Annotated in this window: 16 protein-coding genes and 1 other RNA gene; 5 read left to right on the top strand and 12 right to left on the bottom strand. The window is 66.6% G+C overall.

The genetic code is table 11. From position 1 onward, the window contains the following. Together HNR11_RS09120 and ssrA are read left to right on the top strand one after the other, a co-directional pair. Nucleotides 1-405 carry a CrcB family protein gene (locus HNR11_RS09120; RefSeq protein WP_179442030.1) on the top strand — a complete coding sequence of 135 codons (405 nt, stop codon included), beginning with the start codon at nucleotides 1-3 and terminating at the stop codon, nucleotides 403-405. Between the two features lie 65 nt (nucleotides 406-470). Continuing rightward, nucleotides 471-843, top strand: a transfer-messenger RNA (tmRNA) gene (ssrA, locus tag HNR11_RS09115). Nucleotides 844-1,025: 182 nt separating this feature from the next. On the opposite strand, the gene HNR11_RS09110 is transcribed toward ssrA, so the two are convergent. After that, nucleotides 1,026-1,301, bottom strand: a complete 276-nt coding sequence (locus tag HNR11_RS09110) for a YrhK family protein (protein WP_179442029.1) — start codon at nucleotides 1,299-1,301, stop codon at nucleotides 1,026-1,028. A 123-nt stretch (nucleotides 1,302-1,424) separates the two neighbouring features. On the opposite strand from HNR11_RS09110, the gene HNR11_RS09105 reads away from it, so the two are divergent. Continuing rightward, a complete protein-coding gene (locus HNR11_RS09105; protein ID WP_179442028.1) occupies nucleotides 1,425-2,522 on the top strand; it encodes an aldo/keto reductase in 1,098 nt (365 codons plus the stop codon). Between the two features lie 85 nt (nucleotides 2,523-2,607). Beyond that, nucleotides 2,608-2,997, top strand: coding sequence for a DUF6480 family protein (locus HNR11_RS14065; RefSeq protein WP_246310369.1), 390 nt, complete (start codon nucleotides 2,608-2,610; stop codon nucleotides 2,995-2,997). A gap of 24 nt (nucleotides 2,998-3,021) precedes the next feature. On the opposite strand, the gene smpB is transcribed toward HNR11_RS14065, so the two are convergent. The 11 genes from smpB to HNR11_RS09045 form a co-directional block, all read right to left on the bottom strand. After that, nucleotides 3,022-3,561, bottom strand: coding sequence for an SsrA-binding protein SmpB (gene smpB / locus HNR11_RS09095; protein ID WP_179442027.1), 540 nt, complete (start codon nucleotides 3,559-3,561; stop codon nucleotides 3,022-3,024). 33 nt (nucleotides 3,562-3,594) lie between these two features. Beyond that, nucleotides 3,595-4,512, bottom strand: coding sequence for a permease-like cell division protein FtsX (ftsX, locus tag HNR11_RS09090; RefSeq protein ID WP_058888690.1), 918 nt, complete (start codon nucleotides 4,510-4,512; stop codon nucleotides 3,595-3,597). Next, entirely contained in the window at nucleotides 4,509-6,803 is a 2,295-nt protein-coding gene (ftsE, locus tag HNR11_RS13880) for a cell division ATP-binding protein FtsE (protein ID WP_218849680.1), read from the bottom strand. The genes ftsX and ftsE overlap by 4 nt, the downstream gene beginning before the upstream one ends. A gap of 3 nt (nucleotides 6,804-6,806) precedes the next feature. Further along, entirely contained in the window at nucleotides 6,807-7,922 is a 1,116-nt protein-coding gene (gene prfB, locus HNR11_RS09080; RefSeq protein WP_058888689.1) for a peptide chain release factor 2, read from the bottom strand. A 30-nt stretch (nucleotides 7,923-7,952) separates the two neighbouring features. Beyond that, nucleotides 7,953-8,384, bottom strand: a complete 432-nt coding sequence (locus tag HNR11_RS09075) for a pilus assembly protein TadG-related protein (RefSeq protein WP_179442026.1) — start codon at nucleotides 8,382-8,384, stop codon at nucleotides 7,953-7,955. A gap of 61 nt (nucleotides 8,385-8,445) precedes the next feature. Beyond that, on the bottom strand, nucleotides 8,446-8,928 hold the full coding sequence (locus HNR11_RS09070) for a hypothetical protein (RefSeq protein ID WP_179442025.1): 483 nt from the start codon (nucleotides 8,926-8,928) through the stop codon (nucleotides 8,446-8,448). Continuing rightward, nucleotides 8,915-9,349 carry a TadE/TadG family type IV pilus assembly protein gene (locus HNR11_RS09065; RefSeq protein ID WP_179442024.1) on the bottom strand — a complete coding sequence of 145 codons (435 nt, stop codon included), beginning with the start codon at nucleotides 9,347-9,349 and terminating at the stop codon, nucleotides 8,915-8,917. The genes HNR11_RS09070 and HNR11_RS09065 overlap by 14 nt, the downstream gene beginning before the upstream one ends. Then, complete coding sequence (locus tag HNR11_RS09060) at nucleotides 9,324-9,518, bottom strand: hypothetical protein (protein WP_179440560.1); 195 nt, start codon at nucleotides 9,516-9,518, stop codon at nucleotides 9,324-9,326. Before HNR11_RS09060 ends, HNR11_RS09065 begins: the two co-directional genes overlap by 26 nt. A 79-nt stretch (nucleotides 9,519-9,597) precedes the next feature. Continuing rightward, nucleotides 9,598-10,542 carry a type II secretion system F family protein gene (locus HNR11_RS14275; protein WP_179442023.1) on the bottom strand — a complete coding sequence of 315 codons (945 nt, stop codon included), beginning with the start codon at nucleotides 10,540-10,542 and terminating at the stop codon, nucleotides 9,598-9,600. Further along, nucleotides 10,539-11,396, bottom strand: a complete 858-nt coding sequence (locus HNR11_RS09050; RefSeq protein ID WP_179442022.1) for a type II secretion system F family protein — start codon at nucleotides 11,394-11,396, stop codon at nucleotides 10,539-10,541. The genes HNR11_RS14275 and HNR11_RS09050 overlap by 4 nt, the downstream gene beginning before the upstream one ends. After that, nucleotides 11,393-12,619 (bottom strand): ATPase, T2SS/T4P/T4SS family, encoded by a 1,227-nt coding sequence (locus tag HNR11_RS09045; protein ID WP_179442021.1) that lies wholly within the window; start codon nucleotides 12,617-12,619, stop codon nucleotides 11,393-11,395. Before HNR11_RS09045 ends, HNR11_RS09050 begins: the two co-directional genes overlap by 4 nt. A 968-nt stretch (nucleotides 12,620-13,587) precedes the next feature. Between HNR11_RS09045 and HNR11_RS09040 the strand changes: the two genes are divergently transcribed. Beyond that, nucleotides 13,588-16,815: an FtsK/SpoIIIE domain-containing protein gene (locus HNR11_RS09040; RefSeq protein ID WP_179442020.1), complete on the top strand. Its 3,228-nt coding sequence runs from the start codon at nucleotides 13,588-13,590 to the stop codon at nucleotides 16,813-16,815. Nucleotides 16,816-16,940: the final 125 nt, after the last annotated feature.

Below are 16,940 nucleotides of genomic sequence, written 5' to 3'. Positions count from 1 at the left end.
ATGAGCCTGCGCGTGGTCCTGGGTGTCGCCGCGGGCGGCGCCGTCGGGGCGGTGCTGCGCTTCCTGCTCGACCGCTACCTGCGCGCCGGGATCCTGCTGGCCAACGTGCTGGGCTGCCTGGTCCTGGGATACCTCTTCGGGGAACTGACCTGGCTCGCCGAGAACGGCGGAGCGCCCGGCGGCGCAGTGCTCACGGCGCTGCTCTCCGAGACCGGCTCCACGGTCCTGGCGATCGGGACCCTCGGCGCGCTGAGCACCTTCGCCACGGTCTCGGTCCGGGTGGCACAGACCTGGATGGCTGGCCGGCAGCTGCGCGCAGCGGGGATCTGGGTCGCGCACGTGGGTCTGGGCTTCGCGGCCGCGGCAGCAGGCATTGCACTGTCCCGAATCTCGGGTCTATACTGAAAAGTCCGCTCGCGAGCTGGTGGTGAGTGGGAAGAGCCCTGCGGGACTCGTTGATAACAACATAAGGGGACGATCGGTTTCGACGATCTGAGTTGATCATGGTGAAGCGGGTCGAGGATGCAGAGTGACCTCGTAAATACTTCTCTGCAAAACAATAAGTGCCGAAACTAAGCGCACTGACTTCGCCCTCGCTGCCTAAGCAGCGACGCGAGTCTGTCAGCCTGGGTCTGCTATCGACCCAGATCCTGGCATCAGCTAGATAGCCACTGGTTCCAACTCCTCGTCGTGGGGAGTTGGGTCGACAATTCACACGACTGGGCCCGTCAGCCGCTTGTCTGCGTGACGGCTGGGGCCGAGAAAATCTATCAGCAGACTGCACCCGGAGAAGCCCATGTGAATCCAGATCGGACGCGGGTTCGATTCCCGCCGTCTCCACTTCTCAGCCCGAGCAGGCCCAGCCTGCTCGGGCTCTTTCGTGCCTGGCGTCGCTGAGGCGGGCCGGCATCCTGGTGCCCGTCGCCGCGGTGGGCTGGCGCCCCGGGTGCCCCGGCGTCCCGGTGTGCTGGGGTCCCGGCGTCGCCGTGTGCTGGTGCCCCGGTGTGCGCGTGTTCCCGTGGGGCTCAGAAGTCCCGGGCAGCGTCCGGCATCGAGCCGCCCACTCTGATCAGGTGGGTTCGCCGGATCAGCCGGATGGCGGGGCGCACCATGAGCAGCACACTGCCGAGAAGGAACAGCCACGTGCCTGCGGTCATCGTGGACTCGCTGAAGAAGAAGACGCTGCCCACGGTGAAGGCCAGTGCGATCAGGAAGTCGTTGACGATGCTGAGCGTCTCGTAGCGGCGTCGGATCACCAGTTCCTCGTGCCCCAGGTGCAGGACCAGATCAGGATCAGTCATAGGCCCAGGGTAGCCGCGCGCGCCAGGTGCCGGGCAGACCTGATTCCGCGCTGAATCTTCGATACGGCAGGGCTAGTCGGCGTAGTATCCGCAGGGTCCCTGATTCTTCTTTGAAGGAGCCCGATGAGCACCCCCTTCTACCGCCCGCTCTCCCCCACCTGCGGCCTGCGCGTCTCTCCACTCGCGCTGGGCACGCTCCCCTTCGGCGGCGCCAACGGCATGAGCCATATGGGCAACCTCGGCCCCGACGACGCCGCGGTCCTGCTGGATCGCTCCCTCGAGGCCGGGGTCAATCTCCTGGACACGGCGAACCTCTATTCTCTCGGCGTGGCCGAGGAGGTGCTGGGTGAGACCCTGGCGCGCAGCGGCCGCTACGACCAGTTCCTGGTCACCTCCAAGGCCCGAATGGTGATCGGAGACGGACCCAACGACGGAGGCGCCTCCCGTTGGCATCTGCTCCAGGAGGTGGAGAGCTCACTGCGTCGTCTCCGACGGGATCACCTCGACCTGTTCTACCTCCACCACTGGGACGGTGAGACACCTCTGGAGGAGACGCTGCAGACCATGGACGGGCTGGTCCGCGCGGGCAAGATCCGGTATTACGGAGTGTCGAACTACACTGCCTGGCAGCTGATGAAGGCCTTGAAGGTCTGTGAGGTCAACGGGTTCATCAAGCCTGTGATCCAGCAGATCCACTACTCGCCGCTCTCTCGAGAGGCGGAGTACGAGATGATTCCCGCCGGGATCGATCAGGGCATCGGCACCCAGGCGTGGAGTCCGCTGGGCATGGGGCTGCTCACCGGCAAGTTCCGCCGCGACCGCCGCCCCGAGTCGGGTGCGCGGATGGTCGACGGTGACGGCTCTGAGCTCCGGGTCGCGGACTGGGAGAAGCTCTACCGCGTGGTCGACGTCCTCGATGAGGTCGCCCAGCGCAGGAACGCCACCATTCCGCAGGTGGTGCTCGCCTGGCTGCTGACCCGCCCGGGAGTCACCAACCTTGCCGTGGGAGCACGCACCCTGGAGCAGTACGAGGATCTGCTGGGCAGCCTCGAGGTCGATCTGGATGAGCAGGACCGCCGAGCGATCGACGACGCCGGCCGTCCGGCGCTGGCCTACCCGTTCTGGCACCAGGCGGACATGGCCAGCGAGCGGATGAGCCCGGCAGATGAGTCGATCATGGCCACCACGAAGCGTGAACTCGCTGAGACGATCGGCGAGTAGTCAGCTGACGTCCAGCTCCTGCGGACAGGATCCAAGGGTGCCCTGACTAGTGTGGACTCCAGAGATCTCAACAGAGAGGCAGCAGATGACGACGAATGAGAACAATCCTGCAGACGATCAGCCGCAGGCCGAGGGGCACGGCGCGGCCGGCACAGACGATGCTGCGCCGCTGGAGACTCCCCCGCACCAGCGCGGTGGCGGGAACCAGGACGCCCACGGTGAGCACCACCGCGACGAGGCGGCCCGGAATCCGGGACTGGATCCTGAACCGACTGAGACTCCGGGATTGGAGGACGGCGGCAGCGTGAAACCAGGTGACACCCCGCCGGATTCGAACTCGGCCACTGCCTCCCCCAAGCAGGACGCACCGACAAAACCGCCGAAGTCGAATCTGGTGATGACGGGGGTCATCATTGCGATCGTCGTGGTGGTGCTGCTGATCTTCGTGGGCTACATCGCGGGGCTGCTCGACTGAGACGGCCGTTGATCCACGGGAGTGTCAGGACGACCGCAGGTTTCGGTAGCGCATTGCGCGCTGGGCCTCGCGGTTGTCCTGTTTCTCTCGGAGGGTCTGCCGCTTGTCGAATTCGCGCTTGCCGCGCGCGATGCCGATCTCGACCTTGGCCCGGCCATCCTTGAAGTAGAGCGAGAGCGGCACGATGGTCAGGCCCGGATCCTCGATCTGGCGCGAGATCTTCACGAGCTCCTTGTGATGGAGCAGCAGTTTGCGCTTGCGCCGCGCTGAGTGGTTGGTCCAGGTGCCGTTGAGGTATTCCGGGATGTTGACCTGTTCCAGCCAGAGCTCCCCGCCGCTGGAGAACCCGGCGAACCCATCGGTGAGGTTGGCTGTGCCTTCGCGCAGCGACTTCACCTCGGTGCCGCTGAGCACCATTCCGGCCTCGTACTTGTCGAGGATCTCGTAATCGTGTCGCGCACGGCGGTTCGTGGCCACGATGCTGTTGTTCGGATCGCGCTCTTTCTTCGCGCCCTTCTTCTTCGCCACCGTGTCACCTCCACCATGAGTCGCTGATCTCGGCATTCTTCTGCAGTGGCCAGAAGAGCCGACCTTCGATCATACACGCAGGTATCGGCGCACTGTGACCCAGGAGGCGATGATCGCCAGGACTACGGCGATCCCCAGCAGGCCCGGCATGATCACCCAGGACTGCCCCGAGTCGATGAAGCGGATGCTCGGGACCTGCTGCGCCATCCACTGGCCCAGCACGAACTCGGCGACCACCCAGGTGGCCGCGCAGGCCAGGAGTCCGCCCAACAACGCTGCGATGACGCCCTCAAAGACGAAGGGCATCCGGATCATGGACTTGGAGGCACCGACCAGGCGCATGATGCCCGTCTCTCGGCGCCGACTGAAGGCAGAGAGTCTGATGGTGGTGGCCACCAGCAGCAGCGCACAGACGATCATCACCCCCGCGATGATCAGCGCCACCAGGGTCAGCCCGTTGAGGATGCCGAAGATCTGGTCCAGCACCTCCTGCTGGTCCGCCACGGACTCCACCCCGGGGGCGGACCCGAAGAGCTCGGTGACCACTGGGAACTCTTCCGGATCCTCAAGCAGCACCCGGTAGGACTCCGGCATGTCTGAGGCGGTCAGGGACGCGGTCTGGGAACTCTCCCCCCGGCTCTCCAGAAGGTCATCGAGGGCTTCCTGCTGGGTCTCGTGGCGGTAGCTGGCCACATACTGACTGGCCGCACCGTCGCTGAGCGTGTGCTCCAGAGAATCTCGCTGATCTGCGCTCACGGCACCCGTGGGGCAGGCCGACTGCGGGGAGTTCTCGGTGCAGAGGAACACCGAAAGCTCCAGACGATCGTAGAAGTCGTCGGTCATCTGACTGACCTGGGTCTGCATCAGTGCCGCGGAGCCCACGAAGGTCAGCGAGATGAAGGTGACCAGGATGACGGAGGCGACCATGGCGACGTTGCGTCGCAGCGAGCTGAAGGTCTCGCTGAGCATGTAGAGAAGGCGGTTCATCCGTCCCTCCTCAGGCGGCGCATGATCGATCGGCGCGATCGAGGTAAGCCGAGGTGTTCGGCGGTTCGACGCGCGTCGGTGTAGGTGGACTGGGAAGCAGAGGACATGGGCTTGGGCACCGGGCGCTCCTCCGGGACGGGGTAGCCCTCAGGTCCACTCTCCGATGCGGCGGGGCGCTCAGCCGCGTCTTGGGACTGCAGGTCCTGTTCGGGGGCCGGATCTTGCTCCTGCGCAAGGTCCTGGTCGCTCTCCAGGTCCTGCTCAAGCACAGGATCGCGGCTTTCTGCTGGATCCCCATCGAGCACCGGTTCCTCAGCAGGCACCGAGTCGAGTAGGGACTCTGGCGCGCGCGGTGGGCGAGATGAGGGCGGGTCCAAGGTGAAGATGGGGCGGGCAGGTGCCTGCGTCTCTGCGGGCCGGTGGTCCGGACGCTGCGGGCTCTCTTCTTCGGCGTGCGCGAGCCAGGACAGCCGCGGCCTGGGCTGCGCGGGGGTCGCGGGCGTGAGCGGAACACCGGAGGGCTCCGGATGCTGCGGGCCTGTTCGCGACGAGTCCTGGGCCGAACCCGAACCGTCGCCACTGGCATGGTCAGGCTCTGCGCCGAGGTCGGTGCGATGGTCCTGATCCCGCTCCGGGTCGAGGTCCTGGTCCGGGTCAAGGTCCTGGCCCGGGTCAAGGTCCTGATCGTGGTGCCGGAGATCGGTCTCGACGGCCTGCGGGATCGGCGTGATCTCCCCCGTGAGCGGCTCCTCGAGCTCGGGCTCCTCCTCGGCCTCGGTGAAGCCGTCCTGGTCCAGGTCCGGCAGCTCGGTGCCGTCGAAGTCTCCATGCGGCTCGGGCACATCGTGGCCGTGGACGTCCTCGCGGAGATGATCCGGCCAGGTGACGCTGAAACTAGTCTCCGGCACGAACTCGGACTCGTCCTCGTTGACGTCCGGGGCGGTGTCTGCGGCGTCATGGAACTCGTCATCGGGCTCCTGCTCACTCTCCCCCTCGACCCCACGGTGCCGGCCCGAGTCATCGGCCGGACCTTCCGAGAAGGGTTCGTCCAGGATTGCGGCCTCTGACATCGGAGCGTCCCGGGTCGGTTCGTCGAGGATCGGGGCGTCCAGGGGCCAGGCGTCATGCCGCACATCGCGCATACCCGGATGCTCGTGCTGCGCAGCGCCGGAGTCGTCGAGGTGCACGTCGTTGCCGCGGTGGTGATCGAAGTCGTGATCGCCGTGGGGATCGCCGTGGGGATCGCCGTGGTGATCGAAGTCCAGTTCACGGAGCGCGGGACTGGACTCAGCGGTCTCCTGGAGCACCGGATCCTCGTCGAAGGCGAGCACCGAGGGGTCCTCCCCGGGCGCCATGACCTGGTCCTCGGGGTGGTCACCGACATGATCGATGGACTCGTCACGGGACTCCACGAAGTGATGGTCCTGCGTGTCAGGCTCCCAGGTGTGGTGCTCCCCGTCATCGAACGAGTCGTGCTCGGCAGCGGCATCAACCGCGGCGCTGCCCAGGGCCGGGGCCACTGCGGTCTTCAGCGGTGCGGGGTCGTGGGCGCGGAGTCCGGATTCGCTCTCCTCCTGGGCGAGCACGTCCCAGGCTTCGGAGCCTTCCGGTGCGTCGTAGAAGCCATGGGCCTCGTCGCGGACCAGGCGGCCGCGGTGCAGCTGCACGACTCGGGTCTGCGCGTGATCGACGATGGCGCGGTCGTGGGTGGCCATGATCACGGTGGTGCCCGAGGCGTTGATCCAGCGCAGGACCTTCATGACCTCCGCGGAGGCGCGCGGATCGAGGTTGCCGGTGGGCTCATCGGCGAGCAGGATCGCCGGGTCATTGACGATGGCGCGGGCGATGGCGGCACGCTGCTGTTCACCGCCAGAGATCTCGTGCGGGTAGCGCTTGGCGAGGTGGGCGAGCTCGACCTTCTCCAGGACCTTGGTGACGCGCTTGCGGATCGCCCCGCGCTTGGCGCCGAGGACTCGCATCGCGAAGGCGACGTTGTCGAACACGGTCTTATCCGGCAGCAGACGGAAGTCCTGGAAGACCATGCCGATGCTGCGCCGGAAATCTGGGACCCGGCGGTCGAGCATCAGTCCGAGGTTCTGTCCGGCCACGGTGACCTTCCCGCGCTGGGGCAGACCTTCCCGCAGGATCATTCGCAGCAGGGTGGACTTGCCCGAGCCGGAGGCGCCGATCAGGAACGCGAAGTCGCCACGGTAGAACTCCACGGTGACGTCATCGAGCGCCGGCCGCCCGCCTGCTTCATATCGACGGGTGACCTCTTCGAATCGGATCATTGATCAGTCGTCCTCGGCCGCGGTCTCGTTGCGCCAGCGGATCCCGGTGTCGATGAAGCCGTCGAGGTCTCCATCGAGCACGGACTGGGTGTTGCCGACCTCGTGCTCGGTGCGCAGGTCCTTGACCATCTGATAGGGGTGCAGCACGTAGGAGCGGATCTGATCACCCCAGGAAGCCTTGATGTCCCCGGCGAGCGCCTTCTTCTCAGCGGACTCCTCGGCCTTCTTCAGCACCAGCAGCCGGGCCTGCAGCACGCGCATGGCGGCCGCGCGGTTCTGGATCTGGGACTTCTCATTCTGCATCGAGACCACGGTGCCCGTGGGCAGGTGGGTGATGCGCACCGCGGAGTCGGTGGTGTTCACCGACTGTCCCCCGGGCCCGGAGGAGCGGAACACGTCGATCTTGAGGTCGTTCTCGTCGATGTCGACGCTCTCGGTGTCTTCGAGCAGCGGGATGATCTCCACCGCGGCGAAGGAGGTCTGCCGGCGCCCCTGGTTGTCGAAGGGGCTGATCCGCACCAGACGGTGCGTGCCGGCCTCGACCGAGAGGGTGCCGAAGGCGTAGGGAGCGTTGATCTCGATGGTCGCGGACTTCAGCCCGGCCTCCTCCGCATAGGAGGTGTCGAGGACCTTCACGTTCCAGCCGCGGCGCTCGGCCCAGCGGGTGTACATGCGCAGCAGCATCTCGGCGAAGTCGGCGGCGTCCACGCCCCCGGCGCCGGAGCGGATGGTCATCACGGCGTCGTACTCGTCGTACTCCCCGGAGAGCAGGGTGACGATCTCCAGGGACTCCAGCGCCTTGTGGATCGAGGCGACCTCGGCGGTGGCGTCGGCGAGGACCTCGTCGTCGCCCTCCTCCTTGGCCATCTCGACCATCATCTCGACGTCGTCGATCCGGGTCTCCAGACGTTCCAGCCGCTCCAGCTCGGTCTGCGCATGGCTGAGCTGGGAGGTGACCTTCTGGGCGTTGGCCTGGTCGTCCCAGAGATCGGGCGCGACGGCCATATCACTGAGCTCGACGATCTTCGCCTTGAGCTTTTCAACGTCGGTGACCTCCGTGATGCGGCGCAGGGTATTGCGCAGGTCACGGATTGCGGTGGGGAAATCAGTCTCAGCCATAACAGCACTACAGTACCGTCGTCTGGGACTTCACCGGTTGAGACTCACCCGGGCATGAGACTCCACGCTGATCGGCACCCGCGCCGGCAGGATCACCGAGACCAGCGGCAGGTCGACGACGGCGGCCAGCTCCACGTGCGCGGTCTCCCCCGCGTCGCTGACCCAGGCACGGGAGACCGAGAGGTCACCGAACCGGCTGTGCGCACCGGAGACGGTGAGGTATTCCTGAGCCTGTGCGCGCACCTGGTCGCTGCTGACCCTCGGGGTGGGCCCGTCGGGACCCTGTTCAGCCGCCTGCGCGGCGGCTGTTGCTGCGCCGTCGGCGGCTGAGAGAAGCTTGCGCGCCTCCAGGTTCACCGCGGTCGCGCCGGCCATCACGGAGACCAGCAGCAGGACCACGAGCAGCAGCCCCAGGATCAGGACGCTGGCCTGTCCGGCTTCCTCGGCCTGCAGCTGGCGCATGCGGGAGCCTCTGGGGTGCGGCCGGGGCCGGCGCCGTGGAACCGTCCGGGGAGCCATCGACTCAGCCCGCCCGGACCTGGGCGGAGGTTGCGGAGACCGTGACCAGGGTCGACCGCCAGCTCCCGATCTCCGGGACCAGCGGCACGGGCACCTGAACCTGCACGGTGAAGGTGACCACGTCGCCGTCGTCCTCGCAGCCCCCGGAGGGACAGGACATGGTGATCCGCGCCTGGTCTGGACTGATGCCGAAATCGGCGAGCGCCGCCGACGCCGCTGCCTGGCTCCTCCCTGAACGCTCCCCCGCCCCCAGGTCCTCGCTGCCCAGAACGTACATCTTGGCGGCCTGGTCCGACGCTCCGAGGCTGGCGTAGGCAGCGGCCTGGACCGCTGCGACTCCCAGGACCAGGTAGATCACCGGGATCAACACCAGCACGGTGAGCATGACGAACTCGACCAGCGTGGATCCTGACTCGTCCTGCATCAGCCGCAGCCTGCGCTGCGGCCGCACTCTGCGAAGCACGGTCCTCGACTCATTCGAAGTCATAGGCGCTGCCTGTCACCTCGAGCTGGCCGACCCCGGGGAAGAGCCCCAGCACCGGGACCTGAGCCTGGACTGTGATCCGCAGCGTCTGACCCTCGGCTTGGGCCACATATTCGTAGCCCACAGCTTCGGCGTAGCGAGCGGAGATTGAGGATTCGATCAGGGCCTGGGTGCGCTGGACCCCGTCCTCGGCGGTGCGGTCCTCGAGCACGCCGAAACGTGCTCCGGTGGATGCCGCGTCGATCAGGGTGTTGCGCACGTGGATCATCAGGGTCAGCTGCAGCAGCGCAAAGCTCAGCAGCACCAGCAGCGCGGAGACCATGGCGAACTCTGCCGTGGCGGCACCGCGGTCGTCCAGCGCACTGTGTCCTGGCGCCGCCGCATGGCGTCCTGCAGACTCAGCGTGAGACCTGGTTGATGGCATCGTTGAACAGCCCCTGCAGTGCCGGTTGCGCGATGGCCAACAACCCCGCCACCAGCACCGCGCTCATCAGGGTGATCATCACCCAGCCGGGCACGTCCCCGCGCTCTTCCTCCCGGATACATGCTGCGGCCCTCGCCGTGTGCTGGACGATTCTCTCTCCATGCGACATGTTCTTCCCCTTCTCCTGTGGTGTCTTTGTTGGTGCCTGTGCACTGAGCTTCTGTGTTGGACGCCTGGTGGTTCGCAGTTCAGATGCCGATCTCCAACAGCGAGAGTCCCGGGTAGATCGCGAAGAGCACCGTCAGGGGCAGCACTCCGAAGACCAACGGAATTAACATCCCGATCTCCTTCTTCCCCGCCGTTTCGATGAGTTCACGCCTGGCCAGCTCACGGACATCGTGGGCCTGAGCGTGCATGACCTCCGCCAGAGGTGTTCCCCGCTCCATCGCGACGATGATCCCTTCCAGGAAACGCGAGATCGGCGCGGACCCCACCCGAGTCGACATGTGCTTCAACGCCGTGGAGAAGCTGGTGCCGGCTTGGGTCTGGTGCAGCACCCGGGTCAGCTCCAGGGCCAGCTCGCCTCGTGCCAGTCGTCCCACACGCGAGAAAGCCCCGGGAGCCCCTTCTCCGGCGCTGACGGCCAGAGCGATCATCTCCGCGATGGTCGGGAACTCCGCGAGCATGCGCCCCTGTCGACGCCGGACCTGGCCGGTGAGCAGATTGTCGCGCAGCGCCACACCGGCCCCGGCGAGTCCCAGCACGATGACGGCCGCGGAGATCCCGTTGACGCTGCCCGCCCAGGCCCCGAGCAGACTCAGCACGGTGCCGAGCAGCGCGCCGAGAACTCCGAGGCCCAACTGTTGGAGGCGATAGTCGCTGGGGCTCAGTCGCGAGTTCGCCTGACCGAGGCGGTGACGGAGCTCTTCGGCGTCGAGGCCGAAGCGATCCAGGTGCCGACCCGCCTGGCGGATCGGCGGTGTGAGCATCCTGGCCAGAGCTCCGAGCGCCAAGGTGGACTCCACGCCGGGATCGGTGAGCGCGAACCGCGCGTCTGTGAAGCGCAGATAGGGGGCCACCCGGGTGGAGAAGCTGGGCCGGTTGTTCACCGGAAGGGCTCGGAAGATCATGAGCAGGCCGACCCCCAGGAGCATCCCGCAGATCAGCACCCAGCCGAACGCCGCATGATTCACGCCAGCACCCTGACTTCCTGGGGCAGAGCACCGATCCGCAGCATCAGGCGATAGCACACCAGGGACACGAGAAGTCCCGCACCAAGCACGAACATACCGGTGGCCCCTCGGTAGGCCTCGGCTGCCTCTTGCTGAAGGGAGAGCAGCAGCACCACGATCCAGGGCGCGGCCACAGCGAGCTTCGCGGCGTTCACGGTCCACGACTGACGTGCCTCCAGCTCGCTGCGCGTCCTCGCGTTCTCTCGGAGGAACTCAGCCAAGGTGCTCAGCAGCCTGCCCAGATCTGAGCCTCCCACTTCGCGGGTGATCAGCAGGGCAGCCACGATCCGATCCCCCACCGGATCAGCGAGGCGCTGCTTGAGCCTCTCCAGCGCAACTCTCAGCGTCTGTCCCGCCCGGTAGTCCTTGGCGAACTCCTCGAACGGGGCGCGCAGCGGTTCCGGTCCCGTGATGCCCAGCTGGATCAGCCCTTCGGGCAGCGACATCCCCGACCTGACCGCTGAGCGAAGATGATCCACGGCATCTGGCCAGATGCTGCGCAGCACCTCTCGACGCTTCCCTGCCTGCCAGCGCAGGGCCACCACCGGCAGCATCCCCGCGAAGACGGCGAAGCACAGCGCCAGGGGGATCGCGGCGGTCAGCACCAAGACGACCAGGAATGCCGAACTCGCGCAGACCAGGACCCCGGTGAAGACCCCCGTGGCAGGGACCCTGGGGTGTCCGGCCTCGTCGAGAAGCTTGCGGACTCTCTTCTTCCGCACTCGAGGAGCTGAGACCTTCGCGGTGCGAGCCCAGAAGGAGGCATAGATCAGCAGCAGGCCGAATCCCAGTCCCAGTCCGAGCAGCAGGCTCATGCCCGCGTCTCCGCCTGAGCGAATCGTGCCTGGTGTCTCGGCGAGAGCTTCGGGAGATCGAAGACCGCTGAGTCTGTGACCGTGAGCTCACCGTCGGTCATTTCGAAGAGCAAGGTCGCCTCGATGGTCTCGGCCTCTACCCTGCTTCCCACAGCAAGGATCTGGGCGACATGACGGCTGCCGTCGCGCTCACGCACGCAGTGCACCACGAGATCCAGGCAGGACGCCACGGTGGGCAGGATGAAGCTGCGAGAGATGTTCTCCCCTGCCAGCAGCGGCAGCGTACAGATCTTGGTGAGCGCGTCCTGGGCGCTGTTGGCGTGGACCGTCGCCATCCCTGGCAAGCCTGCGTTCAGCGCAATCAGCATGTCCAGACTCTCGGCTTCTCGGACCTCTCCGACGATGAGCCGATCGGGACGCATGCGCAGCGCCTCCTTCACGAGGCGACGCAGGTGGATCTCCCCTTCGCCCTCGAGATTGGCCTGACGACACTGCATGCCCACCACGTCGCGAAGCGCCAGCTGCAGCTCGAAGATCTCCTCCACCGTGACGACGCGCTCCCGCGGCCCGATGGCGGCTGAGAGGCAGTTCAACAGGGTCGTCTTGCCGGACTGCGTGGCACCGGAGACCAAGATGTTCAGGCCACTGTCGACGCAGGCCTCCAGGAACTCCGCGGCCAAGGTGCTCAGGGAGCCCCGCCGGACCAGGTCCTGGAGCGTCTGAGCGCGCGCGATGAACTTTCGGATATTGACAGCCCAGTGGCGGCGGGTGATGTCCGGAATGACGACGTGCAGACGGGAGCCATCCGGCAGCGTGGCGTCGACGAACGGGGAAGACAGGTCCAGACGGCGCCCTGAACTCTTGAGCATGCGCTCCACGAGATCGCGGACGCGAGATTCACTCAGTGAGATGGAGGTGAGCTCGGAGCGTCCAGCCCTGGCAACGAACACCGCGCTGGGCCCATTGATCCAGATCTCCTCGACCGAGGGGTCTTCCAGGAGCGGCTGGAGCTCTCCGAAACCGGCCACGGCCGCGACCACGTGCTTCACAGCCTGCTGGACGGGGCCGATGAGCGGCAGGGCGGTCACCATGGAGCGGCGGTCGTATTCCACGACTGCCGCCTCGACCAGCTCCTGGACTCCGAGCGGATTCTCAGCAGGGTCCAGCCCACGGTGGCGGATCTGTTCCCGCACCTCATCTTCAACGATCGTCAAAGCATCCACAGGCTAGGCCTCATCTTTGATTCCAATGTGGTGAGATCACGATAGCCAGCCCGGCACAAACTGACCAGAGATTGTTCAATATCTGTGGAAATCACGCCACGATCACAGGTTCTCCACAGCTGGCCGCCCACCGTGGGACCACCGGGTCCCGGGTCATAGCCTCGGTGCAGCATCCCGCCCGCCGCCTGGGGTGTGAAGGCGCAGCTTCAGGACGGGAAGGATCTCAGGTGATCGCGACACCTTCAACAGCCCTGGCCTGCACCCTTGTGCATGCTCCCGGGGCGGTCCCGGAGTCGTTCTGGAACCTGCTGCACCGGGAGGCGGGCGGTGCCCATCCGCATGAGGTGAGGATCTTGCTGGAGGGCTCGGCCACTCCTTCCGGGGTGCAGATCTATGAAGCACTGTCTGCATGGATCCGCAGCGTCCAGGCACGCCATGCCTCGACCTCGCCAGGGCGGTCGGTCAGTAGTGCCCCGAGCTGGATCGCGACCCTGGATCGAGTTCCGCTACAGGATCACGGGACGGGGTCCGCAGCCATCCATCCCGGAATGGTCGTGACGCTGCACCCGCGCGCCGGTCGACGCCCCACGGGTCGGCATGGACCCTCTCGGCTGCGCCTGTGCGTCAGCGCGGGCCCGGACTCAGGGTGGTTGGTGAACCTCCCGCGGGGCGTCCATGTGTTGGGTCGAGGCACTGGGCAGCGCGGCGCGGCAGATATCCGTATCAATGACCCTCTGCTGGAACGCTCCCATGCCAGGATCATGGTCAGCTCGTCTGAGGTGACGCTGACTCGCCCGGAGGCAGCGGTGAAGCTGAGGATGAGCACCGATGCATCAGTCGACCTCGGCAGCTCTCGCGTCCAGCTGGCCCAAGAACCGCCCTCGCCGACACCGGACGCCGCGTGGCCCCTGCCACCGATGACAATCACGGAGAAGCCACCCTCAGGGCGCCACCGCAGGATTCTGCTGATGTCCCTTGCACCGTTGGTCATCGGAATAGTGCTCGTCCTGGTCACCGGCATGTGGTTCTTACTTCTCTTCAGCGCCCTGTCGGCGGTCGTCGCGGGAAGCACGGTCGTCGACGGACATCGGAAGCGTCGCCGATTCCGCCGCGCGGTTCGCGCCGCGGCCGCCCAATGGGCGCATCGACGCAAGGCTCTCCTGCCCACTCCTGGACACGCCGTGCGAGCGCTGCGCGCCGGGAGCCGCCCCCGCGGGGCGTTCACAGCCGCCGGCGGCGTCGTCGTCACCGTGGGCGAGGCGAGGATCGAGGTCGACCTTGACTGCAAGGTCGAGCCCGGACCGGATCTGCCCGAGGCGCGCGTCGCCACCGCAACGGCCATGACGCTCCTCGGGGCGGAATGCACGGTCTTGTTGGGACCGAAACGTGAGCAGCTCAGTGTGCTGCGCTGGGTTCTGGCTCAGCTGACGCACCATCTTCATCCCGGCCCTGAGCTGCTGCTCACCGCAGGTTCTGGGGAGAACACCGACGCTCGGCTGACTGACCTGGTGGATCTGGCGGAACTGCGCGACTACCCCCGCGTCACCATGGCCTCCGGGGACAACCTGCAGGCGTCACTGCAGCTTCGAGAGTCACGCTCGGCCATGGATCCAGCGTCGGTTCTGCTCAGTCTGACTGGGCTGGAACCGGCCCAGCTCAGGGCGGCGCTCGCCGCGGGCTGGCACGTCATCCTGCTGAGCGCCCCTGCCGGCACCCAAGCGCTGCGGACACCGGGGGGCTGGCCACAGCTGCCTGCACCGCTGGACGGCGGATGGCAGGTGAACCTCACCTCCGGAGAGATTCACCGGATCGAGGCAGGCACCGCACGCAGCGTCGGCACCGACCTGCTCCCCGACGGACTCTCGCGAAGAACCCTGCACGAGCACCTCAGGCTGGGGCTGCGGCACAGCGCGAGACCGACCGACGACGTCGGCATCCCCCTGCACTACGCCACGCCCCTGCCCTTTCCCCTCATGACGCACAGCGCCCAGCTGAGTGTGCGAACGCTGCTGGGCCGCAGCGCCTCCGAGGATGAGTTCCTCGACCTGGTGGCGGACGGGCCGCATATCCTGCTCGCCGGAACCACGGGGGCCGGGAAGTCGGAGCTCCTGAAGTCCATGCTGCTCGGCTGGGTGGCGAGATACGGCCCCGAACAGCTGAACCTCCTGCTCTTCGACTTCAAAGGTGGATCCACCTTCCAACCACTGGTGGGACTGGAACACACCTTGGGACTGGTCACGGACCTCACACAGGCCCAGTCGGAGCGTGCGCTGGAAGGCGTACGGTCCGAGCTGACGCGTCGCGAACAGCTGTTCCTGGAATCCGGTGCCACAGACTACGCCGATTACCGGAAATCGCATCCGGATGCCCCACTCGCCCGGCTCCTTGTCGTCATCGACGAGTTCCGGGTCTTCACGCAGGAACTTCCTGCCGCCATGGACGAACTGATGCGACTGGCGACCCTGGGCCGATCACTTGGCCTGCACCTGATCCTCGCCACCCAGCGTCCGCAGGGAGTCGTGACCGCAGACATCCGTGCGAACATCGGCTCCATCATCTGCCTGCGGCTGCGCAGCGAGGACGAGGCACGTGATCTGGTGGGAACCCCCGAGCCAGGACGTATCCCACGCCAGATCCCTGGGCGTGGGGTGATACAGCGCCCCGGGGAACCCCCGGTGGGGTTCCAGGGGGTGCAGCTGCTGGACGCTTCGGTGAAACTCCGGGCAAGACCCGAGAAGTCACCGGCCTCAGCCGCGCCAGGGTGGCGGGAGACCACGCCGGACCTGGTCAAGGTCTTGGACGGGCATCTGCTCGAACAGCTCCGTCGCCGACCGCACACGCCGATCTGCCCGGGACTGCCGGAGACCCTGAGTGCACCACTGCCTGCAGAAGAGATCCAGTTCGGTCTGATCGATGATCCGGGGCATCAGAAACAGCACCTGCTCCGCCTAGACCTGGGGGAAGGCCAGGGCACCGCCCTGCTGGGAGAGGCCGAATCTGGGGGCACTGCGGCTCTGCAGTGCCTGGTGCGCCAGCTCCTGGCCCTCACCCATGAGGTCCACGTCTATCTGTTGGACGGCGATCACAGCCTCGAGATGTTCCGCAGACACCCCCGGGTCGGCTCCTGGGTCACCACCGATCACCCGCAAGAGGCCCAGCACCTGGTCCATGAACTGCACCGCAGGGTCACACGCCGGCGGATCGCCCTGCCCCAGGGGCAAGTCCCGATGATCCTGGTGATGTCGGGGCATTCACGGTGGCACGGGTTGGACCACACGATCGGCGGCAGTGGGTTCGAACAAGGACTCGGAGCGCTGATCACTGAGGGCGCTGGCTTCGGATTCAGCGCCCTGATCAGCGGTGGACGTGACCTGGCGCTCGGCAAGCTGGGCTCGCGGCTCCCCCGCCGGGTCTACCTTCCCTACGGCGTGCCCGAGGAGATCCGCTACCTCTGGCCGAAGCTTCGCGCCACAGACCGTCTGCCTGGTCGCGGTGTCCTCGTCGGCCCCGATCACCCCCCGCCGGGTCTCGCAATCCAGCTCGTGACCGACATCCTCGATCACCGACAGAGGAGGACACCGCCCAGAGCTGCCGAGTCCGGGCGCGCGTCCATGCTCACGGTGCACCCCCTGCCGGGGTCGGTCGAGCTCCCGACGCCAGGCCCTCCGCCGGGCGCGCTGACGCTGGGCATTCGGCAGTTCACCCACGCACACGCGATGCTGCAGGATCGCTCATGGCAGGTCGGGCTGATCCTCGGGGCGGCGCAGACCGGGAAGACCAACGCACTGCGCGTGATCGCCGCCCAGCGGCGCTGCTGGACTCTGGATGAGCTGGCCGAGGCCACGGCCTCAGAGGTCAGCCATCCCGAGATTCCGAAGCTCCTGCTGGTCGACGATGCAGACCGCTGCACCCCGCTGGAGCACCGGAGCATCGAAGAGTGGCTCAGCTCCGGAGGCAAGGTGCTGGCCACGGCGGCACCTCACTTCAGTGTCTTCAGCCAATTTCCCTGGGCCTACCGAGCACGAGGGGCAGCGGCGAACTTCCTGCTCAGCCCGATGAGCAGGGCACAGGGAGACGCCCTCGGAGCCTCGGTTCCGGTCCTGACCCGACTGACCCCCGGACGCGCAGCCTGGATCGGGGTGGAGGGGGTTCAGATGATCCAGTGGTGGAAGCACCAGGATCTCTCGGGTCCCTGAGCGGCGAAAGCCGCTGGGCCCAACCGGCCCCCTCACACGCAACGCATCTGTCACGAGAATCCGGTGCGGCCGTTCAGCATTCACGCAGGTGGGGGGACTATCAATGAGGAGCACGACACAGACTC

This window comes from Nesterenkonia sandarakina (assembly GCF_013410215.1).
Classification (GTDB): Bacteria; Actinomycetota; Actinomycetes; order Actinomycetales; family Micrococcaceae; genus Nesterenkonia; species Nesterenkonia sandarakina.
This window is presented reverse-complemented; position numbering and strand designations above follow the sequence as displayed.